Genomic DNA, 12470 nt, shown 5'->3' on the forward strand with positions numbered 1-12470 from the left:
CTGGAAGCGGTCCGGCGACGGCGCGGAACCTAGTGCCACGCCCCGCCGAATGCAACGGCAAATACGGGCCGGCGCGTGGAAAACCGCGCCGGCTTGCAAAATCAGCGGCGCGGCAGCTCCTGGCGGGCCGTCGCGGCGAGATCGCCGAGATGGGCGGCGAAGGATTCGTAGCTGCGACGGAAGGCCTTGGCCTGGAGCGCGACGGCGTCGGCGGCGCTCTGCGTGCGCGCCAGCGTCTCGACCTCGCTGAGCGTCGCCTTCAGCTCGGCGCAGGCATGGTCGAGCACCTTGGCCTGGACGGCGCCAAAGGCACGCGTCAGCGCCAGGGTCGGCTCGAGCCAGGTGGAGGCCGAGAAGGTGGGAACGGCAAACGGCTTCGGCGCCTCGACCGGCTTGGCGGCAACGGGCGCAGCAGCGACAGGCGTCACGACCGGCTTGGGAGCCTCGACAAGCTTGACCGGAGCGGGAGCAGGCTTGGCCGCAGCAGGAGCTACCGACTTCACCGCAACCGGCTCGACCTTGGCAGCAACGGTCTTGGCCTCGACCGGCGCGGCAGCGGGCTTCGCAGCCGCGGCCTTGGCGGTTTCGATCTTCGCGACAGGAGCTGCGACCTTGGCGGCCGGCTTGGCGATCTTCGTCTTCTGCGGAGCGACGCGCTTGGCCGGTTCGACAGCGATCGTCGCGGCGGGCTTTGCTGCCGGCGCGGCGACAACGGCAGGCTTCACCACCACCGGCTGCGCGACAAGCTGCGGGGCGGCGGCCGGCACGGAAACGGCGGGCTTGGGGGCAGCAGCCACGACGGCAGCGGGCTTGGCCTCGACCTTGGCGACAGGCGCAGCCGCGATCGGGGCGGCAACAGGCTTCACGTCGGCGACGGGCTTGGCGTCCAAAGGCTTGGCGTCCACGGGCTTGGACTCGAGAGCCTTGGCGGGCATGGCGGCTGCGGCCGGCTGCGGCTCGCTCAGCGCCTTGACCGGTGCGAGGCTGATCGGCGCCTTGCCGGGGATAGTCTGCTTAGCCATCGGATTTCTCCTTCACGGTTCCGGCAGGCGAACCTGCGCGATCGACGAAACCGGGCGCGAGCACGATCCGACGGGGCATCTTCACCCAGTCACGGAGCCATGCAGCAGCCCGGCCTCTTGGTCGTGAAAGCCCGCTCGGCGCCCGCGGGCGCTCAAGGCCTCACTTCAGCTTGGTCGCCTTGGCGGCGGTCTCGGCGGCCTTCTTGGCGGCGTCCTGCACGCTGGTGCCGACATCCTTGAGCTGCGTCTGCAGCGCGGCCATCTGGGCCTTGAGGAACTCGGACTGGTGCTGGAGCACCTCGTTCATGTCCTTCGACTTGACCAGCTTGTCGGCGAGATCGAACGCGGCGGCGATGTTGTTCTCGGCGTAGGACATCGCCTTCTTGGTCATGTCCTGGACGTTGACGCGGGCCGACTCGGCCGAGCCGTGGGCGCTGTCGACAGCCTTCTGGGCGGCACCGATGAAACCGTCGAAAGCCTTGCGGGCCTGATCAACGCTCTTCTCGGCGAATTCGCGCATTTCGGTGGGAACTTCGTAGGGAAGCTTGCCGTCCATGGTGGTCCTCCTGCGACCGGGTCCAGCGCCTTCGCCGTCTCCGACGTCACGCCGCTATTGTGCACTGCAATATCATTATTGCAGTGCAATGACAACGCCACTCCGGCGAAGGAGGGCGCAGGCCATATTAACGCTGTTTGGAAACGTCAGGGGAGAGGCCGGGTTCCCACATGGATTCACGCTCCTCGCGCGGTTATTAAAGATTTGTTAGGCATATTCGCGCGGGCTGGAGTCGCCAGCAGATGAGCGGAGCGGGATGAGCGAATCCGGACAGGATTGGGACGGCCTTGCCGGCGCGCTGGCGCAGGATCCTGCACTCGCGGGCTTCGCCGGCGAAGGCGCGCTGCTGCTCTGGCCCGCTGGCGGCGATGCGCCGGCCTTCGCCAATGCCGGCGGCCGGGCCCTGCTCGACGCCTTCGGCGGCGCGGCGAAGCTGCCGACGGCGACGCGCGAACGCTTGCGTCTGCTCGCCGGCGGACTTGCCTCGCCGACCGCGCTGAGGCTCGAAAGATTGCGGCTCGGCGCATCCCTGACCGGGCTCGTGACCTGCGGCTGCAAGCGCGTCGAGACAGGCTCCGGCCCGGCGCTGGCCATCGGCGTCACCGCTTCGGAGCTGCGGCGTCTTGGCATCACCGTGCCGAAGGAACAGGCGCGCACGCCCGCCGGATCAGCCACCGCCCTTTCGAATGTGGTCGCGCCGGCCCCGGCGGAAGCGGCGAACGCGGCCGAATCGCTTGGGCAGCTACGCCGCGCCAATCTGCGCTTCCTGTGGGAAAGCGATCTCGACGGAACGCTGGTCAGCCTGTCGCAGGACTTTGCCGCGCTGGTCGGCGAAACCGCGGCGAACGCAACGCAAGGCCGCAGCTGGTCCGCCTTGCTGGCCAGCGACGTCGTCGACCTCGACGGCGACCTGGCGACGCGCCTCGCGACCTCTTCGACCTGGAGCAACCGCGCCGTGCTGTGGCGGGTCCGCCCCGGTGAAGGCGCCCGCGTCGAACTTTCGGGCTTTCCGCTGTTCGATGGCGAGCGCAATCCCGCCGGCTTCCGCGGCTTCGGCCTGGCCCGCTCGCCCCTCGACGAGGCGTTTCCAGAGCGGGAGCCTCCGAAGGAGGACGCTGCCCCGGTCGCTCCGGAGGTCGCGACTCAAGACGCCGCAATCGCAAGCTCCATCATCACGGATGAGCCTTCGGCGGAGCGCGCCGAAGCCGATGTCGTCGAAGCCGAACCTGCCGAGCCCGTCGAAGCCGCGACTCGTGGCGACGAGGGCGAAGAGCCGGCCGAGCCCGCTGCGCCGGCCGAAGCAGGCGACGCCGAAATCGAGCCCGCGACCTCGAACGAGGCGACCCCGGCGGCAGGCACCGAAACGGACGACGAGACCCCCGTGGCCAGCGAGCCACCGCCCGCTGCCGAAGCTCCGCCGGCCAATGTCGTACCGCTGCGCAACGGCCATCTGGCAGCCGTGCGGCCGGTGCTCGAACCGTCCAAGACCCTGCTCTCCTCGGCCGAGCGCAGCGCCTTCCGCGAGATCGCCAAGGCGCTCGGCGCCCGCATCGCCGGCGAAGAGGACGAGCCCGGCGAACCACGCCTGCCCGCGGCGACGCCGCTGCGCGTCCGTGACAAGGACAAGGGCGACACGAAAACGGAGCCGGCCGTCTCAGCTACCGCGACAACCGCTCCGCCGGCGCCCGCTGCCACGCCCGAGCCGCGCCTGCGCGTCGCCAACGCCCATGCCGAGATCCTGGACCGGCTGCCGATCGCCGTTCTCGTCAACCGCGACGAGACGGCGCTCTATGCCAACCGCACTTTGCTCGACCTGCTGGACTATGCCGATCTCGATGACCTCTCGGCGGCCGGCGGCGTCAGCAGGTTGATCAAGGGCGTGAGCCGCAGCAGCGAAGGGGCGATGATCCTGGTCGACCGCAAGGGCGGGCTGATCAGCGTCGACGGCCGGCTCTCCAGCGTGAGCTGGCAGGGCGAGCCCGCGACGCTGATGGCCTTCCGTAACAGCGTGCCGGGCGGCGACCTCAAGATGCTGACGCCCGAAGAAGCCGAGGAGCAGGAGCTCGCAGCCGAATTCGCGGCGGAAGAGGAAGAGGCTGCTGCCCGCGTCGAGCAGCTGCGACTGGAGGGGCAGGCCAACGAATCGCGCGTTTCCGAGCTCGCCGCCATGCTCGACACCGCGACCGACGGCGTCGTCACCGTCGATGGGCGCGGGCGCATCCTCGCGCTCAACAAGAGCGCCGAGGCGCTGTTCGGCTACGACCAGCGCGAGGTCGCCGGCGAGCTCTTCACCCTGCTCTTCGCGCCGGAAAGCCATTCGCCAGCGCTCGACTATTTGGATGGGCTGATCGGCGGCGGCGTCGCCTCGCTGATGAACGATGGCCGCGAGGTCGTCGGCCGCGTGCGCCAGGGCGGGCGCATCCCGCTGTTCATGACCATGGGCCGCATCGCCGAGGGGCCGGACAGCAAGTTCTGTGCGGTGCTGCGCGACATCACCGCCTGGAAGAAGACCGAGGGCGAGCTGGTCGAGGCGCGCAAGGCGGCGGAGAAAGCGAGCGCCCAGAAATCCGACGTGCTCGCCAAGATCAGCCACGAGATCCGGACGCCGCTCAACGCCATCATCGGCTTCGCCGAGGTGATGGCGGAGGAGCGCTTCGGCCCGATCGAGAACGAGCGCTACAAGGAATATCTGCGCGACATCCACCAGTCCGGCGGCTACGTCATCAGCCTGGTCAACGACCTGCTCGACCTCGCCAAGATCGAGGCCGGCAAGCTCGACCTCGACTTCGGCAGCGTCAACCTCAACGACATCGCGCTCTCAGCCGTGAACCTGTTGCAGCCGGAAGCGCAGCGCGGCCGCGTCGTGCTGCGCTCGGGGCTCGCGCCGAAGCTGCCGCCGGTCGTCGCCGATGAGCGCTCACTGCGCCAGATCGTGATCAACCTGCTCTCCAATGCGGTGAAGTTCACCGATGCCGGCGGACAGGTGATCGTCTCGACCGCGCTCGGCGACCAGGGCGAGGCAATCCTGCGGGTCCGCGACACCGGCATCGGCATGGACGACGACGAGATCAAGCTGGCGCTGGAGCCCTTCCGCCAGGTGCCGACGACGCGCCGGTCCGGCGGCACCGGCCTCGGTCTGCCGCTGACCAAGGCGCTGGTCGAAGCCAACCGGGCGGCGCTGACCATCACCAGCGTCAAGAAGGAAGGCACGCTGGTAGAGGTCACCTTCCCACCGCAGCGGGTGCTGGCGAGCTGAGCGGCCTCCGCCGTCATTGCGAGCGTAAGCGAAGCAATCCAGGAGGACGTAAGGCGCTGCCGCTGCTGGATTGCTTCGCCGCTTCGCTCCTCGCAATGACGGGAATTGCTCAGACTTGTCTGGCGAGTGCGTGCCGATAGAGGTGACGCTCCAACTCCGGCACATAGCGCTGGCGGATGAAGCCGGCCTTCTCGAGAACACGGCAAGAGCCGAGGTTCTCGGGGCGGGCGAAGGCCCTCAACTCTGGTAGACGGAGCCGGTCGCTCGCTTCGGCGACGCTCGCCGCCGCCAGCTCGCTCGCATAGCCCCTGCCCCAGGCCGAGGGCGCGAACCAGTAGCCGAGCTCGACGCCCCAGCCCGGATCGAACGGATCTTCGAAAAGACCTCCCCAACCCAGGATCGTTCCGTCCGCAAGGCTTCTGATCGTCCAAGGCGCATAGCCTAGCCGGCGGCGCTGCCATTCATGCCCGGCGACGTGGCGGCGGCAGGCGCGCAACGTCTCGAAATGAGCCGTGTGCCGCATCGCCTGTTTATCGCCGAGAACAGCGAAGAGCGCCGGGACGTCGGAGGGCCTCGTAGGGCGCAGCGAGAGCCGATCGGTCAGGATTTCCATTCGCATTGCCTAGCAAAAATTATGCTGGCCGGATGCAACGAGCGCGGCCCCTCGACGAGAGCAAGCCTCCGGCATGGCATAGCCGGGATCGAAGCCATATTGCGCCGGAACAGTCTGGCTGAAGCGGATTCTAAAGGAAAAGTATTGCACGTCTTCCGAGATGCCGCGCGCAGCAGCGCCTCCCGGGCGACCAGGTGCATTGTCTGGGCAGCTCCGCGACGCCGGCGCGCTTCCGCACATGGCCGGCGAGCGTCGATCTCGTGCCGGTAACGCTCATGTCGACCCGACAGCAAACCCGGGCCTGATCGCCGAGCGCCTGCGCAACGCCCTCCTCGTCTCGCCTTTGACGCTCGACACCGGCGCCGCGCTGAACGTGACTGCGAGCTTCGGCGTCGCCGCGATGGCATCGGCTGGCGGGAATCGGCTTGATCTGGTCGAGGAGGCGGAGCAGGCGCATTATGAGGCCAAAGCGACCGGCCGCGCCCGCGTCGTCGCGCGCACCGCCGCCTGAGCGGCAGCCGCAGCGGACCGCCAGGACAGCCCGCCTACGCACCGCGCGACGAGCGAAGCCGCGCATTGGCGGCCAGCGGCGCAGGCTCTAGAGTTCGCCTTCCTGTCCCAGTGTGAGCCGGCCGCCATGCATTTTGCCCTGACCGAGGAGGAAGAGCTCATCCGCGAGAGCGCACGCAAGCTCGCCGGCGAGCGGCTGGCGCCGCTGGCAGAACGGCTCGACCGCGGCGAGGGACGCAGCGAGTTCCTCGCCAATCTGAAGCTGCTCGCCGAAAACGGCTTCATGGCGCTCAACATCCAGGCCGGCTTCGGCGGCACGGAAGCCGGCACCGTCGCCTTCGCGCTGGCGCTGGAGGAACTCGCGGCCGCCTGCGCCTCGACCGCGGTCACCACCTCGGTCACCAACATGGTCGGCGAGGTGATCCAGGCGGTCGGCACCTCGCGGCAGCAGGCGGACCATCTGCCCAAGCTCGCCGACGGCACCTACCCGGCCGGCGCCTTCTGCCTGACCGAGGCCGGAGCGGGCTCCGACCCAGCCGGCATGAAGCTGCGCGCCCGGCGCGATGGCGACGACTATGTGCTCAACGGCGAGAAGATCTACATCACCTCCGGCGAATACGCCGGGCTCTTCGTGGTCTGGGGCGTGACCAATCCCGACCTGCCCAAGGGCAAGGGCATCTCGGTCTTCCTGGTGCCTGCCAATACGCCAGGCGTCAGCGTCGGCAAGGCAGAGAAGAAGATGGGCCAGACCGGCTCGGCGACCAACACCATCCATTTCGACGGCGCGCGCGTGCCGGCAGCCAATCTGATGGGCAAGGAGAATGACGGCTTCCGGGTCGCGGTCGGCGAGCTCGCCGGCGGGCGCATCGGCGTCGCCTCGGTCTCGCTCGGCATCGCCCGGGCCGCGATGGATGCCGCAAAATCCTATGCGCGCGAGCGCAAGCAGTTCGGCCAGGCGATCTCGGAGTTCCAGGGCCTGCAGTGGCTGATTGCCGATCGCGAGCTCGACCTGCACGCGGCGCGGCTGCTCATCCTCGACGCCGCCGCGAAGAAGGATCGCGGCGAGCCCTTCGCCAAGGAGGCCTCGATGGCCAAGCTCTTCGCCTCGGAAGCAGCGCATCGCTGCACCGACGCGGCAATCCAGATCCATGGCGGCGCCGGCTATTGCCGCGACTTCCCGGTCGAGCGCTATGCGCGCGATGCCCGCATCACCCGGATCTACGAGGGCACCTCCGAGATCCAGCGCCTGATCATCGCCCGCGAGACCTTGCGCCAGCTCGGCTGAGCTTCCTAGATCATCGCGCGTCTGAACGGACGCGGTAACGATGATCTAGCACGTTGTTATCGCATCGGATTTGTCCGAAAAGTGGATTCCACTTTTCGGCCCGATGCTATAGAATTTTCTTCTCCGCATCCGCCGGATTCGGAGCCCCTTCCCGCTCGCCGGAATCCTGCCCATGTCCCTGACCATCTATGGCTGCTATCGCTCGCGCGCGACGCGCAATGTCTGGCTTGCCAACGAGCTCGGCCTCACCTTCAAGCATGTGCCGGTGCTCCAGGTCTATCGCGTGCCTGACCCGAAGGCGGCCGATGCGCCGATGCATACGCGCAGCGCCGAGTTCCTCGAGGTCAATCCGAACGGCCATATCCCCTCGATCGACGACGACGGCTTCGTCCTGCACGAGTCGCTGGCGATCAACCTTTATCTCGCCCGCAAGCATGGCGGACCGGTCGCGCCGAAGGACGTGCAGGAGGAAGGGCTCGCGGCGATGTGGGCACTCTGGGCCGCGACCGAATGCGAGACGCATGCGCTCAACCTGACCTACCACCTCGCCGCCTATCCGCCGGAGAAGCGCGATCCGGCCCTCGTCAGCGCGGCGCTGGCAGCACTCGCCACGCCGTTCGCCGTGCTCGACAAGACGCTGGCAGAGGGCGGCGGCTATGTCATGGGCGGGCGCTTCACTGTCGCCGACATCAACACCGCCGAGGTCATCCGCTACGCCAAGCCGGCGACGCAGCTCTTCGACGCCGCCCCGAACGTCAAGGCCTGGCTCGACAAGCTGCATCAGCGCCCGGCCTTCAAGGCGATGTGGGCGGCGCGCGAGGCCGAGCCCGCCTGAGGCAGGCCTCACGGAAATCGGGTGGCCGGGCCTGCCCCGGCCGCCTACTGACGCAGGATGACCCGCGCCAGAGCATGTTCCGATCGCAAAAGTGGAAGCCACTTTTGCGATCGGAACATGCTCAGTTTTTTGGTGAGCGCGAATTCTCGTCGTTCGATCACTGCGATCGAACGGAAAGCGTGCTCGGAGGACAAGTCCTGCCATGACACAGCCGACCTCCGCCCCTTCGCTGCGCATGGGCCCGACCGAGTGGCTTCTGCTCGTCATCCTCTCGATCCTGTGGGGCGGCTCGTTCTTCTTCAACAAGCTCACCGTGGCGGAGTGGCCGCCCTTCGCGGTGGTGCAGGTGCGCGTCGGGCTGGCGGCGCTGTCGCTGCTCCTGGTGGTGCGGATCACCGGACAATCCATGGCGGTGGGGCGGAGTATCTGGCTCGCCTTCTTCGGCATGGGGATCCTCAACAATCTGATCCCGTTCAGCCTGTTCCTCTGGGGCCAGCAGCAGATCGCCAGCGGCCTCGCCTCGATCCTGAACGCGACGACACCGATCTTCGCCGTTCTGGTCATGCATTGCTTCGGCAATGAGAAGGCGACGGGGCTGAAGCTCGGCGGCGTGCTGGCCGGCCTCATCGGCGTCGGCATCCTGATGGGTCCCGATGCGCTGAGCGGTCTCGGCTCAAATCTCGCGGCGCAGCTCGCCTGCGTCCTCGCGGCGGTCTCCTATGCCTTCTCCGGCCTGTTCGGCCGCCGCTTCCGCGGCCTGCCGCCGCTCGTCGCCGCCACCGGCCAGCTCAGCGCCTCGACGGTGATGATCGTTCCGATCGTCTTCTTTCTGCATCCGCCGTGGACGCTGCCGGTGCCCTCGCAGCAGGCGATCCTCGCGGCGATCGGCCTGGCGCTGATCTCGACGGCGCTGGCCTACATCATCTTCTTCCGGATCATGCGCACTGCGGGGCCGAGCAATGTCATGCTCGTAACCTTCCTGATCCCGGTCAGCGCCATCCTGCTCGGCTCCGGCCTGCTCGGCGAAGAGCTGCTGCCGCGCCATTTCGCCGGCATGGCGGCGATCTTCGTCGGGCTCGCCCTGATCGACGGCCGGGTCGCCGGATTGTGGAGTACGAAGCGAGCCGACGCTCCGACGGCTTGACCGGGCCCGGCCCGGCGCTCACAACCTTCTGAAGAATCAATTCATTACGGCTCTGCTCTTCCGCTTGAGCGACATTCACCCTGTGGATGCCGCCCTGCGGCGACGAGCTTTGTTGCCAATAAATTATGAATTGCTCTAGGGTCGCAAAACTGGCGTGAGGCGCTAAAGGGCATAACCGAAACAACTGGCAGATATCACAAAAAGCGATACGCCAGAGGGGAGCGCGACAACCATGGATTTGCGGCAACTGCGATGTTTCATCGCGGTGGCGGAAGAGCTGCACTTCGGCCGGGCGGCCGAACGGCTCGGCCTCGCACCACCAGCCCTTTCACGCCAGATCAGCGCGCTCGAGGACGAGCTCGGCGTCAGCCTGTTGACCCGCACCACGCGGCAGGTCGCATTGACGCGTGCCGGATTGATCATGCTGGAAGAAGCCAAGGCCATCCTGGTTCGGATGGAGCGGGCTTCCCGTTCGGTACGCGAAGCCTCTCTCGCGTCCAGCAAGGTGCTGCGCGTCGGCGCGATCGACGCGGCCTCGTCGAGCTTCGTGCCGGAAGCGCTGGTCACCTTCCGCTCGCGCCATCCCGGCATCGAGATCAAGTTCGTCGAGGCGATGACGGCGCCGCTGGTGCAGATGCTGGAGGCCGGCAAGCTCGACCTCGCTTTGCTGCGCCCGCCGCGCAAGCCGACCGACTGCGCCTTCGAGATCCTGCGCGTCGAGCGGCCGATCGTGGTGCTGAGCGAGAGCCACCCCCTCGCCGCGCGCGAGCACCTGACCATGCAGGACCTCGTCGGCGAGCCCTTCGTGGTGCCCTCGAAGCGCATCCGCCCCTTCGCCTATGACCTGGTCATGGCCTATTTCGAGAGCGTCGGCGCGGTGCCCAACGTCACCATCGAGGCCACCGAGAAGCCGGCGATGATGTCGGCGGTGGCGGCCGGGCTCGGGATGGCGCTGGCGCCGGACTGGGTCTCGCGATTGAGCTTCCCGGGCGTCACCATGCGGCGCCTGCGCGGGGCGCTGCTCGATCCGCCGCCGCCCGGCGCCCTCGTCGGCGTCGCCTGGCGCCCGCACCAGAAGCTCGCGGCGCGAGATGATTTCCTCGCCATCCTGCGCGAGAGCGTCACCCTGATCGACGACGGCAACGTCCTGCCGTTCAGCGTAATCGGGCGTGGCAGGAAACCTGCCCCGCGCACAGCAACCATCCGAGCCGGAGGACATTGATGAGTCTGAACAAGATCGAGGCCGCGCGAGGTTGGCGCGTCCGCTCGACGCAGGACCTGGCCGCCGGCCTGTTCATGATCGCGCTGGCCGGGCTGGCGCTGTTCCTGTCTCGCGACCTCGCGACCGGGACGCTGCGTCAGATCGGCCCGGGCATGCTGCCCAAGGCCTTCGCCTGGATCTGTGCCGGGCTCGGTGCGCTGCTCGCCGTCAACTCGCTGCGCTATAATGGCGAGAAGCTCTCCGGCTGGTCCTGGCGCGGGGTGCTCTTCGTCCTCGGCGCTGCGGTCGTCTTTGGGCTGACCATTCGTGGCTTCGAGATCGGCCCGCTGAAGGTGCCGCAGCTCGGCATGCTCGTTTCCGGCCCGCTCGTGGTGCTCATCTCCGGCCTCGCGGCCGAGGATGTGAGGCTCAAGGAGCTGGTGATCTTCGCCATTGCGATGACGACCGGCTGCGCCCTCCTGTTCAAATACGCGCTGGGTCTGCCGATCCCGCTGGCGCCCTGGCTGCTGGGGATCTGAGCCATGACCGAGATGTTCGCGAATCTCTCGCTCGGCTTCGGCGTCGCGTTGACGCTGAAGAATATCGCGCTCTGCTTCACCGGCTGCCTGGTCGGCACGCTGATCGGCGTGCTGCCCGGCGTCGGCCCGATCGCCACCATCGCCATGCTGCTGCCGATCACCTTCGGGCTCGATCCCGTCGGCGCGCTGATCATGCTGGCGGGCATCTATTACGGTGCCCAATATGGCGGCTCGACCACCGCGATCCTGGTCAACATCCCCGGCGAGGCGACCGCCGTCGTCACCACGCTCGACGGCCACCAAATGGCCAAGCAGGGCCGCGCCGGCGTGGCGCTCGGCACCGCTGCGATCGGCTCCTTCGTCGCCGGCTGCTTCGCGACCCTGATCATCGCCGCGCTCGGCGCGCCGCTGACCAAGCTGGCGCTGCTGTTCGGTCCGGCCGAGTACTTCTCGCTGATGGTGATGGGCCTGTGCTTTGCCGTCGTGCTGGCGCGTGGCTCGATCCTCAAGGCCTTCTGCATGATCATGCTCGGCCTCCTGCTCTCGACCGTCGGCACCGACCTCGAGACCGGCCAGGAGCGCATGACCTTCGGCTTCCCGCCGCTCTCCGACGGCATCGACTTCGCCGTGCTGGCGATGGGCGTGTTCGGCTTCGCCGAGGTGCTGCGCAATCTGGAGAACCCGGAGACGCGCGATGTCGTTCGTACCAAGATCGGCCGCCTGCTGCCGAGTTGGGAGGACATCAAGCAGTCCATAGCGCCGTGCCTGCGCGGCACCTTCATCGGCGGCACGCTCGGCATCCTGCCCGGCAACGGCGCCGTGCTCGGCCCCTTCGCCAGCTATACGATCGAGAAGAAGCTCGCCAAGGACCCCTCGCGCTTCGGCAGGGGCGCGATCGAGGGCGTGGCGGGTCCGGAATCGGCCAACAACGCCGGCGCGCAGACCGCCTTCATCCCGCTGCTCACCCTCGGCATCCCGCCGAATGCAGTGATGGCGCTGATGGTCGGCGCGATGACGATCCACGGCATCATCCCCGGCCCGCAGGTCATGACCAAGAACCCCGACCTGTTCTGGGGCATGATCGCGTCGATGTGGATAGGCAACCTGATGCTGCTGATCATCAACCTGCCGCTGGTCGGCGTCTGGGTGAAGCTGCTGCAGGTGCCTTACCGCCTGATGTTCCCGGCGATTCTGATCTTCTGCTCGATCGGCATCTACTCGGTGAACAACCAGCCGGTCGACGTCGCCTTCACCGCGCTGTTCGGCCTGTTCGGCTACCTCTTGATCAAGCTCGGCTTCGAGCCGGCCCCGATGCTGCTGGGCTTCGTGCTCGGCAAGCTGATGGAGGAGAAGCTGCGTCAGGCGCTGATCATCTCGCGCGGCTCGTTCATGACCTTCATCGAGCGGCCGATCTCGGCCGGGCTGCTGCTGGTCGCCGTCGCCATCCTCGTCATCGCGCTGCTGCCGTCGATGTCGAAGAAACGCGACGAGGTCTTCACCGAATGACGG

Annotated in this window: 11 protein-coding genes; 8 read left to right on the forward strand and 3 right to left on the reverse strand. The window is 67.6% G+C overall.

Features of this window, described 5'->3' with window-relative positions; all coding sequences use genetic code 11:
- Positions 1 to 101 precede the first annotated feature (101 nt).
- Entirely contained in the window at positions 102 to 1022 is a 921-nt protein-coding gene (locus tag BMZ69_RS32345) for a hypothetical protein (RefSeq protein WP_092155556.1), read from the reverse strand.
- Positions 1023 to 1182: 160 nt separating this feature from the next.
- A complete protein-coding gene (locus BMZ69_RS05460) occupies positions 1183 to 1578 on the reverse strand; it encodes a phasin (protein ID WP_092155557.1) in 396 nt (131 codons plus the stop codon).
- A gap of 256 nt (positions 1579 to 1834) precedes the next feature.
- Here BMZ69_RS05460 and BMZ69_RS05465 point away from each other — a divergent pair, with 256 nt between their 5' ends.
- Positions 1835 to 4834: a PAS domain-containing sensor histidine kinase gene (locus BMZ69_RS05465; RefSeq protein ID WP_092155558.1), complete on the forward strand. Its 3000-nt coding sequence runs from the start codon at positions 1835 to 1837 to the stop codon at positions 4832 to 4834.
- A gap of 109 nt (positions 4835 to 4943) precedes the next feature.
- On the opposite strand, the gene BMZ69_RS05470 is transcribed toward BMZ69_RS05465, so the two are convergent.
- Positions 4944 to 5447, reverse strand: a complete 504-nt coding sequence (locus BMZ69_RS05470) for a GNAT family N-acetyltransferase (RefSeq protein ID WP_092155559.1) — start codon at positions 5445 to 5447, stop codon at positions 4944 to 4946.
- Between the two features lie 199 nt (positions 5448 to 5646).
- On the opposite strand from BMZ69_RS05470, the gene BMZ69_RS05475 reads away from it, so the two are divergent.
- The 7 genes from BMZ69_RS05475 to BMZ69_RS05505 all read left to right on the forward strand — a co-directional run bounded on the left by BMZ69_RS05475 (position 5647) and on the right by BMZ69_RS05505 (position 12467).
- On the forward strand, positions 5647 to 5958 hold the full coding sequence (locus tag BMZ69_RS05475) for a diguanylate cyclase domain-containing protein (RefSeq protein ID WP_175506673.1): 312 nt from the start codon (positions 5647 to 5649) through the stop codon (positions 5956 to 5958).
- 126 nt (positions 5959 to 6084) lie between these two features.
- Positions 6085 to 7242, forward strand: a complete 1158-nt coding sequence (locus tag BMZ69_RS05480; RefSeq protein WP_092155561.1) for an acyl-CoA dehydrogenase family protein — start codon at positions 6085 to 6087, stop codon at positions 7240 to 7242.
- A 172-nt stretch (positions 7243 to 7414) separates the two neighbouring features.
- Positions 7415 to 8077, forward strand: coding sequence for a glutathione S-transferase family protein (locus tag BMZ69_RS05485; protein WP_092155562.1), 663 nt, complete (start codon positions 7415 to 7417; stop codon positions 8075 to 8077).
- Between the two features lie 202 nt (positions 8078 to 8279).
- Entirely contained in the window at positions 8280 to 9221 is a 942-nt protein-coding gene (locus tag BMZ69_RS05490) for a DMT family transporter (RefSeq protein WP_244543222.1), read from the forward strand.
- 232 nt (positions 9222 to 9453) lie between these two features.
- A complete protein-coding gene (locus BMZ69_RS05495; protein ID WP_092155563.1) occupies positions 9454 to 10443 on the forward strand; it encodes a LysR family transcriptional regulator in 990 nt (329 codons plus the stop codon).
- Positions 10443 to 10961 (forward strand): tripartite tricarboxylate transporter TctB family protein, encoded by a 519-nt coding sequence (locus BMZ69_RS05500; protein WP_092155564.1) that lies wholly within the window; start codon positions 10443 to 10445, stop codon positions 10959 to 10961. Before BMZ69_RS05495 ends, BMZ69_RS05500 begins: the two co-directional genes overlap by 1 nt.
- Positions 10962 to 10964: 3 nt before the next feature.
- The gene (locus BMZ69_RS05505; RefSeq protein ID WP_092155565.1) at positions 10965 to 12467 is read left to right on the forward strand and encodes a tripartite tricarboxylate transporter permease; all 1503 of its coding nucleotides are present in this window, start codon (positions 10965 to 10967) and stop codon (positions 12465 to 12467) included.
- Positions 12468 to 12470 lie beyond the last annotated feature (3 nt).

Source organism: Allobosea sp. CRIB-10 (assembly GCF_900112185.1).
Lineage (GTDB): Bacteria > Pseudomonadota > Alphaproteobacteria > Rhizobiales > Beijerinckiaceae > Allobosea.

Excerpts from the sequence above, each read along its gene's own strand:
- BMZ69_RS32345 (WP_092155556.1), bottom strand. The coding sequence starts at position 1,022 with ATGGCTAAGCAGACTATCCCCGGCAAGGCGCCGATCAGCCTCGCACCG.
- BMZ69_RS05470 (WP_092155559.1), bottom strand. The coding sequence starts at position 5,447 with ATGGAAATCCTGACCGATCGGCTCTCGCTGCGCCCTACGAGGCCCTCC.
- BMZ69_RS05465 (WP_092155558.1), top strand. The coding sequence starts at position 1,835 with ATGAGCGAATCCGGACAGGATTGGGACGGCCTTGCCGGCGCGCTGGCG.
- BMZ69_RS05460 (WP_092155557.1), bottom strand. The coding sequence starts at position 1,578 with ATGGACGGCAAGCTTCCCTACGAAGTTCCCACCGAAATGCGCGAATTC.
- BMZ69_RS05500 (WP_092155564.1), top strand. The coding sequence starts at position 10,443 with ATGAGTCTGAACAAGATCGAGGCCGCGCGAGGTTGGCGCGTCCGCTCG.
- BMZ69_RS05490 (WP_244543222.1), top strand. The coding sequence starts at position 8,280 with ATGACACAGCCGACCTCCGCCCCTTCGCTGCGCATGGGCCCGACCGAG.
- BMZ69_RS05480 (WP_092155561.1), top strand. The coding sequence starts at position 6,085 with ATGCATTTTGCCCTGACCGAGGAGGAAGAGCTCATCCGCGAGAGCGCA.
- BMZ69_RS05505 (WP_092155565.1), top strand. The coding sequence starts at position 10,965 with ATGACCGAGATGTTCGCGAATCTCTCGCTCGGCTTCGGCGTCGCGTTG.
- BMZ69_RS05495 (WP_092155563.1), top strand. The coding sequence starts at position 9,454 with ATGGATTTGCGGCAACTGCGATGTTTCATCGCGGTGGCGGAAGAGCTG.
- BMZ69_RS05485 (WP_092155562.1), top strand. The coding sequence starts at position 7,415 with ATGTCCCTGACCATCTATGGCTGCTATCGCTCGCGCGCGACGCGCAAT.